The sequence below is a fragment of the Neobacillus sp. PS3-12 genome (assembly GCF_030915385.1).
Lineage (GTDB): Bacteria > Bacillota > Bacilli > Bacillales > Cytobacillaceae > JAEVLT01.
Map to the genome: position 1 here is coordinate 2,653,922 of NZ_CP133268.1, position 20,666 is coordinate 2,674,587.

The 20,666-nt window shown below is 39.5% G+C and carries 19 protein-coding genes and 1 pseudogene; 19 read left to right on the top strand and 1 reads right to left on the bottom strand.

Annotated features, from left to right (window positions below; all coding sequences use genetic code 11):
* Positions 1-75: 75 nt before the first annotated feature.
* The 3 genes from RCG17_RS13420 (at position 76) to rsmA (ending at position 2,830) form a co-directional block, all read left to right on the top strand.
* Positions 76-1,149, top strand: coding sequence for a resuscitation-promoting factor (locus tag RCG17_RS13420; protein WP_308175601.1), 1,074 nt, complete (start codon positions 76-78; stop codon positions 1,147-1,149).
* 246 nt (positions 1,150-1,395) lie between these two features.
* Positions 1,396-1,956 carry a ribonuclease M5 gene (gene rnmV, locus RCG17_RS13425; protein ID WP_308175602.1) on the top strand — a complete coding sequence of 187 codons (561 nt, stop codon included), beginning with the start codon at positions 1,396-1,398 and terminating at the stop codon, positions 1,954-1,956.
* The gene (gene rsmA, locus RCG17_RS13430; RefSeq protein WP_308175603.1) at positions 1,949-2,830 is read left to right on the top strand and encodes a 16S rRNA (adenine(1518)-N(6)/adenine(1519)-N(6))-dimethyltransferase RsmA; all 882 of its coding nucleotides are present in this window, start codon (positions 1,949-1,951) and stop codon (positions 2,828-2,830) included. Before rnmV ends, rsmA begins: the two co-directional genes overlap by 8 nt.
* A gap of 203 nt (positions 2,831-3,033) precedes the next feature.
* Here the strand turns inward: rsmA and RCG17_RS13435 are convergent.
* Positions 3,034-3,311, bottom strand: a pseudogene (locus tag RCG17_RS13435) (transposase); the annotation flags it as partial.
* Between the two features lie 434 nt (positions 3,312-3,745).
* Between RCG17_RS13435 and yabG the strand changes: the two are divergent.
* From yabG to mazG, 16 genes are all read left to right on the top strand, one after another.
* On the top strand, positions 3,746-4,624 hold the full coding sequence (gene yabG, locus RCG17_RS13440; protein WP_308175604.1) for a sporulation peptidase YabG: 879 nt from the start codon (positions 3,746-3,748) through the stop codon (positions 4,622-4,624).
* A 272-nt stretch (positions 4,625-4,896) separates the two neighbouring features.
* Positions 4,897-5,160 carry a biofilm formation stimulator Veg gene (gene veg / locus RCG17_RS13445; protein ID WP_308175605.1) on the top strand — a complete coding sequence of 88 codons (264 nt, stop codon included), beginning with the start codon at positions 4,897-4,899 and terminating at the stop codon, positions 5,158-5,160.
* A 112-nt stretch (positions 5,161-5,272) separates the two neighbouring features.
* Positions 5,273-5,458 (top strand): small, acid-soluble spore protein, alpha/beta type, encoded by a 186-nt coding sequence (locus RCG17_RS13450; protein ID WP_308175606.1) that lies wholly within the window; start codon positions 5,273-5,275, stop codon positions 5,456-5,458.
* A 220-nt stretch (positions 5,459-5,678) separates the two neighbouring features.
* On the top strand, positions 5,679-6,548 hold the full coding sequence (gene ispE, locus RCG17_RS13455) for a 4-(cytidine 5'-diphospho)-2-C-methyl-D-erythritol kinase (RefSeq protein WP_308175607.1): 870 nt from the start codon (positions 5,679-5,681) through the stop codon (positions 6,546-6,548).
* 56 nt (positions 6,549-6,604) lie between these two features.
* Positions 6,605-7,441 carry a pur operon repressor gene (gene purR / locus RCG17_RS13460; RefSeq protein ID WP_308175608.1) on the top strand — a complete coding sequence of 279 codons (837 nt, stop codon included), beginning with the start codon at positions 6,605-6,607 and terminating at the stop codon, positions 7,439-7,441.
* 1 nt (position 7,442) lies between these two features.
* Positions 7,443-7,817: a RidA family protein gene (locus tag RCG17_RS13465; RefSeq protein WP_308175609.1), complete on the top strand. Its 375-nt coding sequence runs from the start codon at positions 7,443-7,445 to the stop codon at positions 7,815-7,817.
* 171 nt (positions 7,818-7,988) lie between these two features.
* Positions 7,989-8,279, top strand: a complete 291-nt coding sequence (spoVG, locus tag RCG17_RS13470) for a septation regulator SpoVG (RefSeq protein ID WP_308175610.1) — start codon at positions 7,989-7,991, stop codon at positions 8,277-8,279.
* A gap of 194 nt (positions 8,280-8,473) precedes the next feature.
* Positions 8,474-9,847: a bifunctional UDP-N-acetylglucosamine diphosphorylase/glucosamine-1-phosphate N-acetyltransferase GlmU gene (glmU, locus tag RCG17_RS13475; protein WP_308175611.1), complete on the top strand. Its 1,374-nt coding sequence runs from the start codon at positions 8,474-8,476 to the stop codon at positions 9,845-9,847.
* 28 nt (positions 9,848-9,875) lie between these two features.
* Positions 9,876-10,832: a ribose-phosphate diphosphokinase gene (locus RCG17_RS13480; protein WP_308175612.1), complete on the top strand. Its 957-nt coding sequence runs from the start codon at positions 9,876-9,878 to the stop codon at positions 10,830-10,832.
* A gap of 119 nt (positions 10,833-10,951) precedes the next feature.
* On the top strand, positions 10,952-11,587 hold the full coding sequence (locus RCG17_RS13485; protein ID WP_308175613.1) for a 50S ribosomal protein L25/general stress protein Ctc: 636 nt from the start codon (positions 10,952-10,954) through the stop codon (positions 11,585-11,587).
* A gap of 246 nt (positions 11,588-11,833) precedes the next feature.
* Complete coding sequence (gene pth / locus RCG17_RS13490; RefSeq protein ID WP_308175842.1) at positions 11,834-12,394, top strand: aminoacyl-tRNA hydrolase; 561 nt, start codon at positions 11,834-11,836, stop codon at positions 12,392-12,394.
* Between the two features lie 128 nt (positions 12,395-12,522).
* Positions 12,523-12,753 (top strand): anti-sigma-F factor Fin, encoded by a 231-nt coding sequence (locus tag RCG17_RS13495; protein ID WP_308175614.1) that lies wholly within the window; start codon positions 12,523-12,525, stop codon positions 12,751-12,753.
* A 356-nt stretch (positions 12,754-13,109) separates the two neighbouring features.
* A complete protein-coding gene (gene mfd / locus RCG17_RS13500) occupies positions 13,110-16,646 on the top strand; it encodes a transcription-repair coupling factor (protein ID WP_308175615.1) in 3,537 nt (1,178 codons plus the stop codon).
* A gap of 194 nt (positions 16,647-16,840) precedes the next feature.
* A complete protein-coding gene (gene spoVT / locus RCG17_RS13505; RefSeq protein WP_308175616.1) occupies positions 16,841-17,377 on the top strand; it encodes a stage V sporulation protein T in 537 nt (178 codons plus the stop codon).
* A gap of 187 nt (positions 17,378-17,564) precedes the next feature.
* Positions 17,565-19,208 carry a putative polysaccharide biosynthesis protein gene (locus RCG17_RS13510; protein ID WP_308175843.1) on the top strand — a complete coding sequence of 548 codons (1,644 nt, stop codon included), beginning with the start codon at positions 17,565-17,567 and terminating at the stop codon, positions 19,206-19,208.
* Complete coding sequence (gene mazG / locus RCG17_RS13515) at positions 19,192-20,658, top strand: bifunctional methyltransferase/pyrophosphohydrolase YabN (RefSeq protein WP_308175617.1); 1,467 nt, start codon at positions 19,192-19,194, stop codon at positions 20,656-20,658. The genes RCG17_RS13510 and mazG overlap by 17 nt, the downstream gene beginning before the upstream one ends.
* Positions 20,659-20,666 lie beyond the last annotated feature (8 nt).

Here is a 20,666-nt window from a genome sequence, read left to right on the forward strand (position 1 = left end):
AGTAGAGGGGTCACTGCTTTTGCTAGCTTCGTAGTTTTTGCAGCTGTAACAGGTTTTTCACAAGATGGAAGCTTAATGTCACAAGTTGCACCTACTTTGAATGGCAAGCAAAACGTTGTGAGATCAAATGCAGATACTGTTCGATCATCACATGATGAACAAAAAGGATCCTTACGCTCATTAGACTGTATATTTCCTGTGGCAATTACAAATTTGGATCATAATTTGCAAATTGCATGGAAACAAACAAGACAGGTTGAAATTGTCAAAGACAACGAGAAAAAAACGGTTTGGACAACAGCCGTGACGGTTGCTGAGTTACTGAAAGAGCAAAAAATTGCTTTGAAATCACATGATGAGGTCTTTCCAAAACCGTCACAGCCAATCAAGGCAAAAATGAAGGTTCACCTTATGGTGGCAAAACCCCTTACATTGGTTGATGGTGGAAATCTACGACAGGTATGGTCCACTTCGACTACGGTCGCTGACCTTTTGAAGCAACAAGGCATTACACTAAACCATTTAGACCGGGTAGAACCGTCATTAAATGATACAGTCAAAAAGAATGATGTTGTCAATATCATTCGAGTAGAAAAGGTCACCGATGTGGTGGAAGAACCAGTCCAATTTGGGGTTGTTTCGCAATTGGATCCAAACTTAGAAAAAGGTACAGAAAAAACGTTAGTTGAAGGCGTAAATGGTGTTAATTCAAAGCAATACGAAGTTATTTTTGAGAACGGTAAAGAAATTGTACGAAGGTTGATTAGTGCAGTAGAGACCAAATCAAAACAAGATAAAGTAGTTGCTGTCGGAGCCAAAGAAGTGGCTTTTCAGGCTTCCCGTGGACAAAGCAGCAGTGGACAAGATTTTTATGTAAATGCGACCGCTTACACAGCTAATTGTAATGGCTGTTCCGGTAACACAGCAACAGGGTTGAATTTGCGTGCAAACCCAGGTGCTAAAGTAATAGCTGTTGATCCTAGAATTATTCCATTAGGTACAAAGGTGTATGTTGATGGTTATGGATATGCTACTGCTGCAGACACTGGTGGAGCAATTAAAGGATATAAGATTGATGTTTTCTTTTCTTCAAATGCAGATGCTTATCGTTGGGGAAATAGAAAAGTTAAAATCACAATACTGAATTAACTTTTATGAGCAGAGGGGAGATCCTCTGTTTTTTTTTGCTTTTTGGTAAAATTTCTTTATACTTACAGCATGGGGTTAAATATCATTTATATAAGATGATCTTACTTCATATTATTAGTATTTTCAAGTGTTTATTACAAAAATATTTCAATTTTCTTTCATTTATTTCAGTATATTTTTTTGCTCTTCAATACATACATAAATGAATCAGATATATGTAATATTTATTGATTGTTGGAGGATTTTATGAAGTTAAAAGAAATTATTGTTGTGGAAGGTAAGGATGATACAACTGCGATAAAAAGGGCAGTTGATGCGGATACAATTGAAACGAATGGTTCAGCGATCAATAAGGACACCATTGAAAAAATAAAACTTGCCCAAAAAACAAGGGGAGTCATTATTTTTACTGATCCTGATTTTCCTGGTGAAAAAATAAGAAAGACCATTACCGAAAATGTACCCGGCTGTAAGCATGCATTTTTAACAAAAGAAGTGGCCATAAGTAAAAATGGAAAAAAACTTGGCGTTGAACATGCTGACCCAAGAGTGATCAGAGAAGCATTAAAAGATGCACAATTAATGCACGAAGAAATCCAAGAGGAAATTACGCAAGAGGATTTGGTCATCGCTAGTCTTATAGGGGGTGCCGGATCGAAAGAAAGAAGAATAAGGCTTGGTAAGCTTTTAAAAATCGGTTATACCAATGGGAAACAACTGCATAAACGGTTAATGATGTTCCAGATCAGCAAGGAAAAATTTGCTGCTGCACTTACGGAAATAACACAGGAGGAAACAAATGGATAAGGATATTGCGACACCCATAAGGACGAGAGGGATTCTTGAAAAGTATGGTTTTTCTTTTAAAAAGAGCCTCGGTCAAAATTTTTTAATTGATACCAATATCTTAAAACGAATTGTAGATTTTGCCGACTTAAACGAAGAAGAAACGGGGGCAATTGAAATTGGCCCGGGGATTGGTGCATTGACGGAACAACTTGCCCGTGCTAGTAAAAAAGTGGTTGCCTTTGAAATTGATCAGCGTCTGCTGCCAATTTTAGCTGAGACACTTTCTCCTTATTCGAATGTAAAGGTGATTCATCAGGATGTTTTAAAAGCAGATGTTGGCAAAGTAATGGATGAGGAATTTACTGATGTCAAAGATGTTATGGTCGTTGCCAACTTGCCATACTATGTGACAACCCCCATCATCATGAAACTTCTTGAAGAGCATTTGCCAATCCGCGGTATTGTCGTCATGCTGCAAAAGGAAGTAGCCGATCGAATTTCGGCTAAACCTGGAACAAAGGATTATGGTTCACTTTCGATTGCGATTCAGTATTATACAAAAGCTGAAACGGTAATGATTGTTCCTAAAACTGTTTTTGTACCGCAGCCTAATGTTGATTCGGCCGTAATCAGGCTAACTAGACTTGAAGAGCCTGCTGTTCAGGTGAAAGATGAAGCATTCTTTTTCCAAGTAACCAGAGCGAGCTTTGCCCAAAGGAGAAAGACGTTGTTAAATAATTTAACAAGTCAACTACCAGATGGGAAGCAAAAGAAAGAGGAGATTCTTGCAGCGTTACATACAAGCGGGATTGAACCTTCACGAAGAGGCGAGACACTCTCCCTCGAAGAGTTTGCTCGGCTAAGCGACGAATTATATCCGCATTTCCACTAGGACCTTTTTATTTTACCAGAATTTAAATACTAAATTTTTTGGATGTCTCCTGCAAATGGGCCTGTTGATTTCCACTCCAGGCACTCGCTTTCCGCGGGGAGGTCCTTGAGCCTCCTCGGCGCTTTGGCGCCTGTGGGGTCTCAAGTGACCTCTTGATCCCGCAGGAGTCGAGTGCCCTCCGCTCCAATCAACAGGGAGGCAAATCAACCTATTGTATTGCAACACACTTTTTTATCTAACTTTGCTAAGTGTGTTGCAATCTTTTTATGTTTTAGTAGGCTTCAGTAAGAAGAGCCTGTTCACTTGCATTCTTCAATCCCCGTAACCGACAGTAGCGAAGCCCGTGCAGCTCTCTTGAGTCTGCGAAGCTTCGCTCAATTTTTTCCTTTCTAAATTTATAAAGTCCTTTTCCTGATTTAGACAAGCGATTTAACCTTACCTTTTCCTTGAACTCCTCCCACACATGTCTTGTTACCACCTTTACCTTATGGCTATAATCTTTTGGCTAAAACATTGGCTTCACCACTTTTTTATTTATTAGTTGAGCTGAAGGACTTTATTGAAAACACTCGTTGATTGGTGCGGAAGGCACGAAGACTCCTGCGGGAGTACGGGGCTGGGGAGACCCCACAGGCGCTTTAGCGCCGAGGAGGCTCCCCGGCGGCACGCCCGCGGAAAGCGAAGTGCCTGGAGCGCCAATCAACAGACCTGTTTAACAGCCTATACACAATACTGTTATATAATATTAGCGCGGTGAATTCCTAAAGAAATTGAATGAAATAAAGGGCCTTCGACAGCCTTTAGGTCTTTTTTTTGTCTGATTTCACAAGTACCTCAATATTTGCATAGCTTAAGATAGGAATTTATATTTTTTAAATGGAAGGCCTATTGTTTGGTCTTATTGGAGTGACGACAGTGGATATTAAATTGATGGATATTGTCGCAAGAAGGTCATATAACTGTGATATTTTGTTTCGTGTAACAGAAATTAAGGAAACAAATGGCCGAAAAATGGCTGTCCTCTATGGTGAGGATTTCCGACTTATTGCCGATGCTCCATACGAGGATTTAGTCATCATAAACCAAAATGAACGGAGCAAACTAACACAGGAGTATAGATCGCTCGAGGAGCAATCCCTGCGCCTATTTGCACAGGATTTAGATTTATTAAAACAAAAGCAAGAATACGAGACGACTGGTGGATATGCCAAGACCTCCGATTACTTTCAAATCCCCGGTAAGGTCCTTCACTTGGATGGAGACGAATCATACTTGAACAAGTGCCTGGCAGTGTATGAAAAAATTGGGGTACCCGTGTTTGGTATCCACTGTAATGAAAAAGAAATGCCACAAAGAATTGGACAATTACTTGACTATTACCGTCCAGATATCCTTGTGGTCACTGGCCATGATGCCTATTCTAAGGCAAAGGGTAAAATGACGGATATTAATGCTTACCGCCATTCAAAATTTTTTGTGCAGGCTGTAAGAGAGGCACGCAGAAAAGTCCCAAGTTTGGATCAACTCGTTATTTTTGCAGGAGCGTGTCAATCACATTTTGAGTCGCTCATCCATGCTGGTGCCAATTATGCCAGTTCACCTTCCCGAATTAATATTCATGCGTTAGATCCCGTTTATATTGTGGCTAAAATCAGCCTTACACCGTTTATGGAGCGTATTAACGTATGGGATGTATTACGCAATACATTAACTGGTGATAAGGGGCTTGGGGGCATTGAAACAAAAGGAGTGTTACGAACAGGAATGCCGTATCGGCCGGTTTATGATGAATAATATAAAAGGTTACCTCATTAGGTAATCCTTTTTTTTGAACAATAACAGTCTCTTCGCATCCATTGGTTGACACAGTTAAACGGGCACTACCGCCTTTTTTCAAAAAAGGCACATATTCCTTGGACATTAAGGTAACCCTAGTAATGTTGAAATTTAAAAGAAAAAGTAGAACGAAATTTGTTGACAATCTTTTTACTGTCCTGATATAATTTATTATTTTGATTGACAGAACTGTGTCAGCGTGTTATACTTTACATCGTGAGGTGGACCGAATGCCAAAGACCTTAGCCGATATTAAACTGAATCTTGATTCGAATTTAGGGAAAAGGCTTTTACTAAAAGCAAATGGAGGACGCAGGAAAACAATTGAACGTTCCGGCGTTTTAGCGGAAACATATCCGTCTGTTTTTGTAATTGAGTTGGACCAGGATGAAAATGCATTTGAACGTGTTTCATACAGTTATGCTGATGTATTAACTGAAACCGTTCAAATTACATTCTTTGAAGACACCGCAGGACAGGTAGCATTAAGCTAATTATTTTAGTAAGCAGTAAACCATACAGGTTTACTGCTTTTTACTTTTTCGGGATAATAATTTTTATTCATAACAAACTAATAATGCCGTGGTTGATGAAAGGGGTTTTTAAATGGGCAGAAGAAGAGGTGTAATGTCTGATCGCTTTAAAGAGGAACTTGCTAAAGAGCTTGGTTTCTATGATGTTGTCCAGCAAGAAGGCTGGGGCGGTATCAGGGCAAAGGATGCAGGAAATATGGTTAAGCGAGCCATTGAGCTTGCACAGCAGCAGTTGCTGAATCAACGGTCAAACCAATAAACTTTAATTGACTCAGACACTTCTAGTTCCTGATTAATAACAAACATTCATCACGGCAAAGACCAGGGGGCCATCCCTGGTCTTTTACTTTTATTACATAAATGCTAAAATAAGTTATTTGAATGACAATTATGAATGAATATCTTACTTTTGGTCTATTGTGGTAAAATAGGACAAAAAATGCATCGTATTCGGACAATGTAAAAGTAGGTGGACTTGAGTGAAGCTTTTAGTAAAAGCTCCGGCTAAAATCAATCTCTCTTTAGATGTTTTACATAAGCGCCCTGATGGCTATCATGAGGTCGAAATGATCATGACAACGATTGATTTGGCTGATCGGATTGAATTAACATTGCTAAATGAAGATCGGATCAAAATTGTTTCCCATAATCGTTTTGTACCAGATGATCAGCGCAACTTAGCTTATCAGGCGGCACAACTTTTGAAAGAGCGGTTTCAGATAAAGCAAGGCGTAATCATTGCTATAGATAAGACCATTCCAGTCGCAGCTGGCTTGGCAGGGGGTTCAAGCGACGCAGCAGCAACCTTAAGAGGTTTAAATAAGCTTTGGAATCTTGGCCTGACAATGGATGAATTAGCCGAGATTGGTTCGGAAATAGGGTCAGATGTTTCTTTTTGCGTATATGGTGGGACAGCGCTCGCAAAGGGCCGCGGTGAGGTTATTACAGAACTTCCGGCCCCTCCGACTTGCTGGGTCATCTTAGCAAAACCATTTATCGGCGTATCGACGGCAGAAGTATATCGCCGACTTGACTTGAAAAATGTTACCCATCCAAATATTAGTGAAATGATTAATGGGATTAAAGAAAATGATTATGGAAAAGTTTGTCAAAATGTGGGTAATGTGTTAGAGGAAGTAACTTTACATCTTCATCCTGAAGTGGCCCAAATCAAGGAACAAATGAAACGTTTTGGCGCAGATGCTGTATTAATGAGCGGAAGCGGCCCAACGGTTTTTGGAATTGTTCAGCATGATTCCAGAATGCACAGAATCTACAATGGATTAAGAGGTTTTTGTGATCAGGTTTTTGCGGTAAGAATCTTAGGTGAACGGTTACCTCTTGATTAAACCCGTACATTAGTGATATATTACAGATAGAATATTCGGTTTTTTGGAGGTAAACTATGAAATTTCGTCGCAGCGAACGACTCATTGATATGACGAACTATTTGCTAGAGCATCCGAATCAGCTTGTCCCGTTGACTTATTTTGCTGATCGGTATTCATCTGCAAAATCATCCATTAGTGAGGATTTGGCAATTGTAAAAGAGACATTTGAGCAAAGAGGAATTGGGACGCTGCAAACAGTACCGGGAGCAGCTGGAGGTGTTCGGTTTTTTGTAAAGGTTAGTGAAGAAAAGGCAAGGCCTTTTATTGAAAAACTATGTACGATGATTGCCAACCCTGATCGGCTATTACCAGGAGGATACTTATATTTGACGGATATCCTTGGGGACCCTGATATTGTGCAAAAAGCAGGGAGAATCATTGCTTCTGCCTATGCAAATGCCAAAATCGACGTCGTTGTTACGGTTGCCACCAAAGGAATACCACTTGCTTACGCTGTAGCAAGTCAATTGAACGCTCCTGTTGTCATCGTAAGAAGAGATAGTAAAGTGACAGAAGGACCTACTGTAAGTATTAATTATGTATCAGGATCTTCAAAAAGAATTCAAACAATGGTTTTGGCCAAAAGGAGCCTGGCACAAGGTGCAAACGTCTTAATTGTGGATGACTTTATGAAGGCAGGCGGAACGGTAAGAGGAATGATTAACCTCTTGGAAGAATTTGATGCAAATGTTGCTGGAATTGCTGTTCTCGTTGAGGCCGAACAAATTGAGGAACGTCTTGTGGACGAATATCTATCACTCGTACAGCTTGCTGACGTCGATTTAAAGGAAAAGGAAATAAGCGTTCATGAAGGAAATTTCTTTTTGAACCAAGATAGGGAGGATCAATAGAATGAAATCAGTACATACAGATTTAGCTCCTGCGGCAATTGGACCATATTCGCAAGGTATTTTAGTTAATAATTTATTTTACAGTTCAGGACAGATCCCATTAAAAGCAGATGGAACATTGGTGACTGGGGATGTAAAGGAACAAACCAAGCAGGTATTTCAAAATCTCGAGGCTGTTTTAACTGCAGCAGGTGCTTCGTTTGAAACAGTAGTGAAAGCAACTGTGTTTATTGCAAATATGGATAACTTTGCAGCGGTAAATGAAGTTTATGGGGAGTATTTTTCCGCTCATAAGCCTGCGCGTTCATGTGTAGAAGTTTCCAGACTGCCAAAAGATGCTTTAGTTGAAATAGAAGTTGTAGCGCTTGTTAAATAAAACAGGCGCTTTTTTTTTACAAAATTCTATAAAAATACCCTTCATTTTACATTTGTTCACTAAATTGACATATTTTCACTAAAAAAAATTAAAATTCAAGGAGGAAAACCGTTTACAATTGTTGAATTCTTTTACCTAGATTCGATATCTACTAGAAAAGGGTGTGAAAGCATGGAAGTAACTGATGTACGGCTACGGCGCGTAAATACAGATGGTCGAATGAGAGCAATTGCCTCAATCACGCTTGACAATGAATTTGTTGTCCATGATATTCGTGTTATTGATGGAAACAATGGTTTATTCGTCGCTATGCCTAGTAAAAGAACACCAGACGGAGAATTTAGAGACATCGCGCATCCGATCAATTCGGGAACACGCGGGAAAATTCAAGAAGCAGTATTAGCAGAGTATAACCGCTTGGGAGAACTTGAAGTGGAGTTTGAAGAAGCTGGAGCTTCCTAAAAAAATTAGATACAACGTGGGCCTGACTTCTTCTGAGAGTAAGGCCTTTTTTTGTGTATAAAGAAATATTCTTCGACTAAATCAACCCTTATCTTCCATAAATCCCCTTTTAATAATAATTTTCCTTTCTTGAAAAGCTTCGCTATTTACGATAATATTCATAATGGATAAAAAGGTAAATTGGAGGCTAGTTCATGTCTAATCGTTATGCTGTTATTTTAGCCGCAGGACAAGGGACTCGGATGAAATCAAAGCTTTATAAAGTACTTCATCCTGTTTGCGGCAAAGCAATGGTACAGCACGTTGTGGATCAAATTTCAAAGCTTAACATACAAAAAACTGTTACGGTTATCGGTCATGGTGCTGAGAAGGTCAAATTAGAGCTTGGCAACAAAACCGATTATGCACTTCAAGACAAGCAGCTCGGAACTGCCCACGCTGTAATACAGACAGAGGAAATTCTAAGGGATAAAGAGGGAGTAACGATTATTGTTTGCGGTGATACTCCTCTTATTAGAGCTGAAACGATGGAAGCCTTATTTAGCCACCATGAAAAATTGGCTGCAAAGGCAACGATTCTAACCGCAAAAATAGAAGATCCAACTGGTTATGGCCGAATTATTCGCAATGAGAATGGGCTTGTTGAAAAAATTGTTGAACATAAAGATGCTACTGATGCTGAGCGTAAAATTAATGAGATTAATACAGGAACCTATTGTTTCGACAACCAGGCATTATTTTCAGCGTTAAAACAGGTATCAAATGATAATGTTCAAGGTGAGTATTATTTACCTGATGTTATAGAAATTATAAAAAAACAAGGTGAAGTTGTTACAGCCTATCAAACAGATAGCTTCGAAGAAACTTTGGGTGTGAATGACCGGGTTGCCCTTGCTGAAGCTGAGCGAATTATGAGAAATCGAATCAATCAAAACCATATGCGTAACGGAGTAACCATTATTGACCCTGCCAATACCTACATCGAAAGTGATGTTCAAATTGGTCAAGATACAGTTGTTTTTCCAGGATCAATGGTAAAGGGAAAGACGGTAATTGGATCTGATTGCCAAATTGGTCCCAATTCTGAAATAGATGGTTGTGAAATTGGAGATGAAACGGTTATACGCCAATCTGTTGCTCATAAGAGCTCAATTGGTTCTCATGTAAATATTGGGCCATTTGCCCATATTCGTCCTGACTCCAATATTAGTGATGAAGTAAAAATTGGTAATTTTGTTGAGCTTAAGAAGACTGTTTTTGGAAAAGGAAGCAAGGCTTCACATTTAAGCTATATTGGAGATGCAGAGGTTGGAAGTAATGTCAATCTCGGTTGCGGATCGATTACTGTTAATTACGATGGAAAAAACAAATTCTTAACTAAAATTGAGGATGATGTTTTTGTCGGATGTAATTCCAACCTTGTCGCACCTGTTACTGTTGGTAAAGGTTCTTATATTGCTGCTGGATCAACCATTACCAAAGATGTTCCAGGTGAAGCATTGTCCATTGCTCGTGCTCGTCAAGTAAATAAGGAAAACTACGTTCAAAAGCTTAATGTGAAAAAATAAGCGAAAATAATATGGAGGCTCAAGGCTCATGTCCAATCAATATTTAGATCCCAATTTAAAGGTTTTTACTTTGAATTCAAATAAACCACTTGCTGAAGAAATTGCAAAGGTTATTGGAGTAGAATTAGGAAAATGTTCGGTTACACGGTTTAGCGATGGAGAAATTCAAATTAATATTGAGGAAAGTATTCGTGGTTGTGATGTTTACGTGATTCAATCTACCAGTTCTCCTGTTAATGAAAATATCATGGAATTATTAATTATGCTTGATGCTTTAAAGCGTGCCTCGGCAAAGACGATCAATGTGGTTGTCCCTTATTATGGCTATGCACGTCAAGACAGAAAAGCACGTGCCCGTGAACCAATCACTGCGAAACTGGTTGCAAACCTCTTGGAAACTGCGGGAGCTACACGGATGATTACACTTGATTTGCATGCACCGCAGATTCAAGGATTTTTTGATATTCCAACAGACCAATTAATGGGTGTACCCATTTTATCTGATTATTTTAAGGGAAAGCAGCTTAATGGGGATATTGTGGTTGTATCACCAGACCATGGCGGCGTAACTCGTGCAAGAAAAATGGCAGAACGCTTAAAGGCTCCAATTGCGATTATTGATAAACGTCGCCCAAGACCAAACGTAGCCGAGGTAATGAATATCGTAGGTAATATCGAAGGTAAAATTGCGATTTTAATTGATGACATTATTGATACTGCTGGGACCATTACTCTTGCTGCAAACGCATTAGTCGAGAATGGTGCAAAAGAAGTATATGCTTGCTGTACTCACCCTGTATTATCTGGACCAGCAATTGAAAGAATTCAGAATTCAAAAATCAAAGAACTTGTGATTACGAATACCATTAACCTTCCAGAAGAGAAGCGAATGGATAAGATTGTAGAGCTTTCCGTAGCACCATTAATTGGGGAAGCAATTATCCGTGTCCACGAAGAACAATCTGTAAGCACATTGTTTGATTGATCAATAGTAAATTGACCTCCTAAATATTTTGCAAGTAATAAGTCAAATAACGTTTAGGCCTTCCTGTTTTAGGGCATTTTATATAAAAGTTGATGAACAAAAACAGGAAGGTGAAAAATATGAGTACTGTATTACAAGCAAATGAGCGTAAAGAATTTCGTAAATCAGCCGTTAAGCAGCTTCGCAACAATGGAAATATTCCTGCCGTCATATACGGAGCAAAGGCTGAAAATAAACCTATTTCAATTAGTTCTGCAGAGTTAACAAAGACAATTCGTTTAGTTGGCAGGAATGGGATTATTACACTGGATATTAATGGCGATAAACATGATGTTATCTTAACTGATTATCAAGAAAGCGTCTTGAAAAAGGAAATCATTCATGCGGATTTTCTTGCCGTCAATAAATCATCTAAAATAAATGTAAATGTTAGGCTTTCACTTGTTGGTGAGGCAGCAGGAGTAAAGGATGGCGGGGTGCTGCAGCAGCCACTTCATGAAATTTCCATTACAGCTAAGGCGGCCAATATTCCTCAACAAGTGGAAATTGATGTGACCAACCTCCAAGTAGGAGAAACAATCACAATTGCTGACATTCCTTCAGCTGGAGCATTTACAATTAATCACGATGACGATGAAGTTGTTGCATCGATCCTTCCTCCTAAACAGGAAGAAGAAATTAACTCAGGTGAACAGCAAGAGGGCGGTCCTCCTAATCATGAAGAAGGTCGGGAAACAGAGCCCTCAGGGGAATAGGTAAATGGGCGTAACCTTTTACGGTTACGTCTTTTGTGATTTTTTTCCTATGTCGCATAAGTGCAACTACGCCTCTGTCTTCGCCCTTAGGGGCTCGCCAATCGGCGAGTTTTCTTTAAAAAGCACAAGCTAGTCATTATCAAATTTCACGTTGATTTGTTATCTTATAATAGAGGTAAGAGAATGTTGAAAAGAATATTATCTTCCATTCTAACAAAAAGAACCGATCAAGAAGAGGTGGGAGAAATGAAACTGATCGTTGGTCTCGGAAATCCGGGAAAGCAATATGAAGATACAAGGCACAACATTGGCTTCAAGGTTATTGATGAATGTTCAAATTTGTTCAATATTCCACTTGATCAATCAAAACATAAAGGTTTATATGGGATTGGTTTTTATAAAGGGGAAAAAGTTCTGCTATTAAAGCCATTAACGTATATGAATTTATCAGGAGAGTCTATTAGAGCAGTTGTAGATTATTATCAGATTGATATAGAGGATGTTGTCATTATCTATGACGACCTTGATTTGCCTGTAGGAAAAGTACGGCTCCGCCAAAAGGGAAGTGCTGGCGGTCATAATGGAATTAAGTCAACCATTGCACATCTTGGTACCCAGGAATTTAACCGAATTCGTATTGGAATTGATCGTCCGCCAAGAGGGATGAAGGTCCCAGATTATGTTTTAGGCCGCTTTTCAAAGGAAGAGCAGATGTCTGTCATTGATGCTGCTAAGAAAAGTGCTGCAGCCTGCGATATGTGGCTTGATAAACCATTTTTACAAGTTATGAATGAATATAATCAGTAATAGATTCATCAGGAAGCGTTTTCTTTCATACAATGAGATTAATAAGTGAAAGCCAATCAATCCTTGAATAATTTACCCTTAATAAGCTCATACTTTAATTAGTAAGTTTGGACTAGGGAGGTATTGAAGTGGCTATACACTACCATTGTCGACATTGTGGGACGGAGATTGGTAAAATTGAAAAGACTTCAATTAATAGTGAAAGCCTGGGACTCCATACATTAACGGAACAAGAGAGAATGGAAATGGTATCCTACGATCCAATGGGCGATGTGCATATTACTTCCATTTGTGAGGATTGCCAGGAGGCTTTAGAGAGAAACCCAGATTATCATCAATTGGACTTTCTTATTCAATAACCCGCTTTGGAAAACCTCCAAAGCATTTTTCTGTTTTTTTATAAGTTGGCTGTGTTAGTTGGGCTGTTGATTTCCGCTCCGTGGGCTTCGCTTTCCGCGGGCGTGTCGGGGAGCCTCCTCGGCGCTCTGGCGCCTGTGGGGTCTCCCCTGTCCCGTACTCCCGCAGGAGTCTGCGCCCCCTCCGCTCCAATCAACAGGTTAAAAAAACCATCAATGCTATTTAACACAGCCTATTGTTCCACTAATACATCAAGTACCCCTTCTCTTTTTCAATAAGGGTACTTGTGCAGTTATAACTATAAAACTATTCCTAATATTTAAAATAGAAGAACTGAAGGAGAGGAGGATACAGGTTTATGAAGGGTCTTAAATCATTATTTCTCGGACAGGATGATTTTCGCTCGATTATCGCCGGCATGAATGAAGGCCTTAAAGAGCAACTCGTTGCTGGTTTATCTGGTTCGGCGCGAACCGTTTTTGTTGCGTCAATGTATGAACAAATGAAAAGACCGGTCTTATTGGTTACACATAATCTACTACAAGCGCAAAAGCTTTACGATGATATTGTCAATCTACTAAGCGAAAAAGACGTCTTTTTGTATCCAGCGAATGAGTTAATTGCTGCGGAAATGAGTATTGCCAGTCCGGAGTTAAAAGCACAACGTATCGAAGCATTGAATTATTGGAGCAAGAATGAGAGTGGAATTATTATTGTTCCGATTGCGGGACTGAGAAAAATCCTTCCCCAAAAGCAATTATGGAAAAAATATCAGCTGCGCTTAAAAATCGGAGATGATATCAACATTGATGAGCTACTTAATCTATTTGTAAAAATGGGATATGTAAGAGCAGAAATGGTCTCCACTCCAGGTGAATTTAGCGTGAGAGGCGGAATCATTGATATTTATCCAATTACCGAATCTGACCCGCTACGGATTGAATTATTTGATACCGAAATTGATTCAATTCGATCCTTTTCGCTAGACGATCAGCGTTCAAAGGAAAAAATGAGGGAAATCACCATTGGACCCTCAACAGAGGTCGTTTTGGAGGATGAACAATACAGCCGGCTAATTGGACAGCTGGAGGACGGTCTTTCTCAAAGCTTAAGGAAATTAAAGAATGACAAAGAAAAAATATTACTTTCGCAAAATATTGGCTATGAAATTGAACAGTTAAAAAATAGGCAAAAGCCTGATCAAATCTTTAAATACCTATCGCTTATGGATGATCATGCTAGTAGTTTGCTAGACTATCTGCCTCGAAATGGAATTATGGTCATCGATGAATTAAGCAGAGTCCAAGAGATGAATGATTCGCTGGAAAAGGAAGAGGCGGAATGGTATACATCCCTATTAGGTGAAGGTCAGATTATACATGATTTAAAAATCTCACACAATTTTCATAGTTTAATGCAGAATAGTGACTTTCCTATTTTATATATGTCTTTATTTTTGCGCCATGTTGCCAATACAAGCCCGCAAAATATTATTAATATGGCTTGTAAACAAATGCAAAATTTCCATGGGCAAATGCACCTCCTAAAAGCAGAGGTGGATCGTTGGAAAAAGGGCCAGTATTCAATTGTATTTTTGGGCCCTGATGACGAACGAGTCAAAAAACTTGAACGGGTTTTAGAGGATTATGAAATTGAATCCGCTGTAGTACATGGGGACCAGGAGTTGATTCCTGGAAAGGTACAAATCGTAAGAGGGAACCTGCAAACAGGGTTTGAGCTTTCAATCCAAAAAATGGCGGTCATCACGGAAGAAGAGCTTTTTAATAAACGGGTAAAAAAGAGCACACGAAAACAAAAGTTATCAAATGCAGAGCGTATCAAGAATTACTCGGAACTCCGTATTGGTGATTATGTTGTCCACGTTAATCATGGAATTGGAAAATACTTAGGGATCGAAACTCTTGTTATTAATGGTGTCCATAAGGATTATCTCCATATTCGTTATCATGGGACAGATAAGCTATATGTTCCAATTGAGCAAATAGATCTAGTGCAAAAATATGTTGGTTCAGAAGGAAAAGAGCCTAAGATCTATAAGTTGGGCGGAAGCGATTGGAAAAAGGTTAAGAAAAAAGTTCAATCTTCGGTCGAGGATATTGCAGATGATTTAATTAAGCTTTATGCGGAACGTGAAGCAGCAGTAGGTCATGGCTTTTCTCCTGATAGTGATATGCAGCGGGAATTTGAGGCATCTTTCCCATACCAGGAAACGGAGGACCAGCTACGTTCGATTGTAGAGATTAAAAAGGACATGGAAAGATCACGTCCAATGGATCGCCTTCTTTGCGGTGATGTCGGCTACGGTAAAACAGAGGTTGCGATTCGGGCAGCATTTAAGTCTATTGCTGATGGGAAACAGGTCGCCATTCTTGTTCCGACAACCATTTTAGCACAGCAACACTATGAAACATTGCGAGAAAGATTTCAAGACTATCCGATCAATATTGGTTTGTTAAGCCGTTTTAGGACGAAAAAGCAGCAAACTGAGACAATGAAGGGATTAAAGGCCGGGACGGTTGATATCGTCGTTGGAACCCATCGCCTTTTGTCAAAGGACATTGTTTACCACGACCTCGGTCTATTAGTTATTGACGAAGAACAGCGATTTGGGGTTACTCATAAAGAAAAGATTAAAAAATTAAAAACCAATGTGGATGTCCTAACCTTAACAGCGACGCCAATCCCAAGAACCCTGCATATGTCTATGCTTGGAGTCCGGGATTTGTCTGTTATTGAAACGCCGCCTGAAAATCGTTTCCCTGTTCAAACATATGTAATGGAATATAATGGGTCACTTGTGAGGGAAGCAATTGAGCGCGAACTTGCCCGAGATGGACAAGTTTACTTTCTGTATAACAGAGTTGAGGATATCGAGCGAAAGGCTGAGGAAATCTCCATGCTCGTTCCTGATGCCCGTGTTGCCTATGCCCATGGTCAAATGACTGAAAATGAATTGGAATCAGTCATGCTCAGCTTTTTATCAGGGGATTCGGATGTACTTGTTAGTACAACCATTATTGAAACAGGTGTTGACATCCCTAATGTAAATACATTGATTGTATTTGATGCCGATAAAATGGGATTATCCCAGCTTTATCAGCTTCGCGGTCGGGTTGGACGTTCTAACCGTGTTGCCTATGCGTATTTTACGTATCGAAAAGATAAAGTGTTAACAGAGGTTGCGGAAAAAAGACTTCAGGCCATTAAGGAATTTACCGAATTAGGCTCCGGATTCAAAATTGCGATGCGTGACCTTTCCATTCGCGGAGCGGGGAATTTATTAGGGGCCCAGCAGCATGGATTTATTGATTCTGTTGGTTTTGACCTTTATTCACAAATGTTGAAAGAAGCGATTGAAGAAAGAAAAACCGATCTTAAGGTGGATGTTCCGCCAACCGTTGAAATTGATCTTGAAATTGATGCCTATATTCCAGACGCCTACATTAAAGATGGACATCAAAAAATTGAGATGTATAAGCGATTCAGGGGAATTGTTGACCTGGAGGATATTGAGGAACTTCAAGAAGAAATGCTTGATCGTTTTGGTGAATTTCCAGAAGAGGTATCTTATTTGTTCCAAATTGCTGAAATGAAGGTTTTTGCGGTGCGCTCAGGGGTAGAGCTTGTTAAACAAGTAAAACAGGAAGTTAGTGTATTCCTTAATCCACAGGCAAGCAGCAGTATTGAAGGGTCGATAATTTCCAATATCAATACGGAGTTTGGAAGAACGATCAGCCTTGGAATGGATGGAGAAAGATTAAAAATGGTTCTTCACGTTAAAGGAATGGAAACGGCACAGTGGTTAAATAGAACCTTTGAATTAATTAAAGGTCTGGTGCCAACAAATAAAAAGCAGAAAAATCCAATTAAGTAATGTTGTACACTTTTTTAAGCTTTTTATCCAAAATTAGGATTATGGTCACGAATTTGTAAAAAAATACATTGATTGCGTATAGAACTTTTCAGTTGAAAGATACTATCTTTAAGATTGGTGATTAGTACAAGCAAAGGAAAGATTATCATTACTAACTGAAAAACAATCATCAGATGAAAGTGAGGCAACATTGGATGAAAGCAACTGGTATTGTTCGTCGAATCGATGATTTGGGTCGTGTTGTCATTCCTAAAGAAATCCGCAGAACCCTGAGGATACGTGAAGGGGATCCATTGGAAATCTTTGTAGATCGTGATGGAGAAGTAATCTTGAAAAAGTATTCACCAATCAGTGAGTTGGGTGATTTTGCGAAAGAATATGCTGAGGCCTTGTTTGACAGTCTTGGAAATCCAGTATTAATTTGTGACCGAGATGCCTACATAGCAGTAGCTGGAGGCTCTAAGAAGGATTACTTAAATAAAAATATAAGTAATTTGGTTGAAAAGACAATGGAAGATCGTAATTCCGTCATTATGAACAACCAAGAAAACCTTTCCTTGTATGAAGGCAGTGATGAAACTATTTCAGCCTATACCATTGGGCCGATCATTGCAAATGGTGACCCAATCGGAGCAGTCATTATTTTCTCCAAAGAAGGAAGTCTTGGAGAGGTAGAACACAAGGCTGTTGAAACAGCAGCGGGATTTTTAGCCAAACAGATGGAACAATAAATAATAATCGAAAAAGACAGCTTAAATGCTGTCTTTTTTCGGCTAGTAGGAAAGTATAAGTGCAACTACGCCTCTGTCTTCGCCTTTAGGGCTCGCCAATCGGCGAGTTTTCTTTATTAGATTGGTTATCGGCCCTGCCTCCTATGCTATAATATTGTGAGTTTAATTTTGGAAGGAGAGGGGCACGCTGAAGCCCGTAAATCAATCAAAGGAATTAGTCAAGGGAGCGCTGATTTTAACAATTGCTGCACTTATTACGAAAATTTTAAGTGCTTTTTATCGAATTCCCTTTCAAAATATTGTCGGGGATGTCGGTTTTTATATCTACCAGCAGGTTTATCCATTCTACGGAGCAGCAGTTGTATTAGCAACTACCGGTTTTCCTGTGGTTATTTCAAAAATGTATGCGGAATTTATTGAAAAAAAGGACCTGGATGGGGCACGAAGTTTTTTATTTGCATCTTTTGTTTTTCTACAATCATTTGGACTTATCTGTTTCCTGTTTCTTTATGTCGGTTCCACAGAAATAGCTATGCTAATGAAGGACCCACATTTAGCTATATTATTAAAAGTTGTTTCACTTGTCTTTTTACTGTTTCCGCTAGCATCATTAGTAAGAGGCTACTACCAGGGAAAAGGGAATATGATTCCAACTGCAATCTCACAGGTTGGGGAGCAATCAACTAGGGTTCTGACCATTATTGTGGTGTCATACATATTTATGCAAAAGGGGTATTCCCTTTATCTTGTTGGCGGGGGAGCGATGTTTGGTTCAGTTACAGGGAGCCTGGTTTCTTTGCTATTCTTGTTTACATTTTTTTGGATTCGTAAAGAATGGAAAGGGTTAGGTTTTAACAGAAAGTCATTCAAACGCATGATGACTGGATCAGGCTGGATCTATAAAGCTTTAATTTTTCAAGGGCTGACAATCTGCATAAGCGGGATGCTCTTGATTTTTATGCAGATGGCAGACGCCATAAACCTTTATTCCCTGCTGGTTTCCAGCGGGGCCGGTAAAGAGGCGGCGAAAAGCTTAAAAGGGATTTTTGACCGAGGACAGCCATTAATCCAAATGGGCACTGTTGCGGCTACCTCGATGTCGTTATCACTTGTCCCAATGATTACGAGTGAAAGACTTAAGCAAAAACCTGAGTTTCTATTCGATAAAATCAAATTGGCTTTACAAATTAGTATTGTCATTGGGTTAGGGGCCTCATGTGGTTTATGGGCCATCATCGAGCCAACCAATATTATGCTTTTTGAAAATAATGCTGGTTCACCAGTTCTAGGTGTACTAGGGTTTGTCATATTATTTACTTCCATTATTTCAACCGCTACAGCGATTTTACAAGGGTTGGAAAGTTTGCTATTTCCAGCTATTGTGGTTGTCATCGGTTTTCCGATCAAGTATGGACTTAATTCGCTCTTGATTCCTCATTATGGAACACTGGGTGCAGCGGTATCAACGATTATTTGTTTGACAACTTTAGGTCTGATTATGTGTGTGAAGCTGCGGAAAATAGTGGGCCAGCCATTGGTTACAGTTGAATTTTTAAAAAGTATGGCAATAGCGGTTATTGTGATGGTTGTGTTTTTGAAAGGATATTTAGCTTTTACAAATGTGTTTCCTGGAATATTTGTTTCCGCTCGTTTAGCTGAAGCTTTTCGGGCTTTAAGTGGGGCCGTATTTGGCGGATTACTATTTTTGTGGATTGTCATCAGGAGAAACGTATTTTCTGAAGAGGATCTCACGCTGTTGCCATTTGGAAGTAAGCTAGGACTTTTGTTAAAGCGTAAGGATAGGAGTCGAAATTATGGCGAAAAGAATTGAAATTGTTGGCCTTGGTGCAGGGGATCTTGAACAGCTGCCACTGGGAGTGTATAAAAAAATCACCAGGGAACCGCATTTATATTTACGTACGAAGGAGCACCCTGTTGTCGCTGAATTAGTTAAAGAAGGACTGCAGTTTACATCGTTTGATTCCGTTTATGAAAAACATGAGCAATTTGAAGAAGTTTACCTGGAAATCACTTCGATCCTTTTGGAAAAGGCAGAATCGGAAGAGATTATCTATGCAGTTCCCGGGCATCCCCTTGTTGCCGAGCGGACAGTCCAATTGCTGCTTGAAAAAGGTAAGAATGCTGGAATTGAAATTGTTATTGGTGGCGGCCAAAGCTTTGTAGATGCATTGTTTCAAGCATTAAAAATTGACCCAGTTGACGGATTTCAACTGCTGGATGGAACGTCTTTGGCAGCAGATGATATCCAACAAAATCAGCATATTTTTATCAGTCAAGTATACGATCAATTTGTTGCATCAGGAGTGAAACTCACCTTAATGGAAAAATACCCTGATGAATATATGGTCACCATTGTAACAGCTGCAGGAAGTAAGCAAGAGGAGATCATTACAGTACCGCTATTTGAATTAGATCGCCAAGTGAAGGTGAATAACCTGACCCCTGTTTACATACCTCCAGTAGAGGACGAGAATGTTCTCTTTAAAAATTTTTCAAAGCTGCGTGAAATAATAAGTGTACTAAGAGGACCAGAGGGTTGTCCTTGGGACAAAGAACAGACGCATGAGACCTTAAAAAGGTACCTCATTGAGGAAACGTATGAAGTGATTGAGGCGATTGATAAGGGCGATATTGACCATTTAATTGAAGAGCTGGGAGATGTCTTGCTGCAGGTTATGCTTCACGCACAAATTGGTGAAGATGAGGGGTATTTTTCGATTGCAGATGTAATAGAAGGAATTTCGGAAAAAATGGTTCGTCGTCATCCGCATGTATTTGGCTCCGTTGAGGTAGAGAATACAGATGAGGTTTTACAAAATTGGGAGGAAATTAAAAAGCAAGAAAAGGGTGAAGCTGATCCATCCGTTTTAACTGGAGTCTCTTATTCCCTCCCCAATTTAATTAGAGCCTATGAGCTGCAAAAAAAGGCGGCAAAAGTTGGATTTGACTGGCAGGAAATTTTGCCTGCACTCGAGAAAGTGAAAGAGGAACTGCAAGAATTTGAAGATGAACTCGATGTCATAAACGGACAATCAGAGCTTGCAAAAAAGGAGTTTGGTGATCTGTTGTTTGCGTTTGTCAATGTCGCACGCTTTTTAAAGATTCATCCTGAAGAGGCCTTATTTGAAACCAATGAAAAATTTGTTCGCCGTTTCCAGTTTATCGAACAACGGGTTGGAGAAAGCGGCAAACAGTTTGAGGACTTTTCATTAGAAGAGCTGGATCAATTTTGGGATGAAGCAAAGCGAAAGGGTCTATAAGAGAGGGA

What these genes read in the sequence shown, in the direction of transcription:
- RCG17_RS13465 (WP_308175609.1), top strand. Translation starts at nt 7,443, where the DNA reads ATGAAATCAGTACATACAGATTTAGCTCCTGCGGCAATTGGACCATAT.
- spoVG (WP_308175610.1), top strand. Translation starts at nt 7,989, where the DNA reads ATGGAAGTAACTGATGTACGGCTACGGCGCGTAAATACAGATGGTCGA.
- rnmV (WP_308175602.1), top strand. Translation starts at nt 1,396, where the DNA reads ATGAAGTTAAAAGAAATTATTGTTGTGGAAGGTAAGGATGATACAACT.
- RCG17_RS13480 (WP_308175612.1), top strand. Translation starts at nt 9,876, where the DNA reads ATGTCCAATCAATATTTAGATCCCAATTTAAAGGTTTTTACTTTGAAT.
- glmU (WP_308175611.1), top strand. Translation starts at nt 8,474, where the DNA reads ATGTCTAATCGTTATGCTGTTATTTTAGCCGCAGGACAAGGGACTCGG.
- RCG17_RS13450 (WP_308175606.1), top strand. Translation starts at nt 5,273, where the DNA reads ATGGGCAGAAGAAGAGGTGTAATGTCTGATCGCTTTAAAGAGGAACTT.
- RCG17_RS13420 (WP_308175601.1), top strand. Translation starts at nt 76, where the DNA reads ATGTCACAAGTTGCACCTACTTTGAATGGCAAGCAAAACGTTGTGAGA.
- mfd (WP_308175615.1), top strand. Translation starts at nt 13,110, where the DNA reads ATGAAGGGTCTTAAATCATTATTTCTCGGACAGGATGATTTTCGCTCG.
- mazG (WP_308175617.1), top strand. Translation starts at nt 19,192, where the DNA reads ATGGCGAAAAGAATTGAAATTGTTGGCCTTGGTGCAGGGGATCTTGAA.
- rsmA (WP_308175603.1), top strand. Translation starts at nt 1,949, where the DNA reads ATGGATAAGGATATTGCGACACCCATAAGGACGAGAGGGATTCTTGAA.
- pth (WP_308175842.1), top strand. Translation starts at nt 11,834, where the DNA reads ATGAAACTGATCGTTGGTCTCGGAAATCCGGGAAAGCAATATGAAGAT.
- spoVT (WP_308175616.1), top strand. Translation starts at nt 16,841, where the DNA reads ATGAAAGCAACTGGTATTGTTCGTCGAATCGATGATTTGGGTCGTGTT.
- purR (WP_308175608.1), top strand. Translation starts at nt 6,605, where the DNA reads ATGAAATTTCGTCGCAGCGAACGACTCATTGATATGACGAACTATTTG.
- RCG17_RS13485 (WP_308175613.1), top strand. Translation starts at nt 10,952, where the DNA reads ATGAGTACTGTATTACAAGCAAATGAGCGTAAAGAATTTCGTAAATCA.
- veg (WP_308175605.1), top strand. Translation starts at nt 4,897, where the DNA reads ATGCCAAAGACCTTAGCCGATATTAAACTGAATCTTGATTCGAATTTA.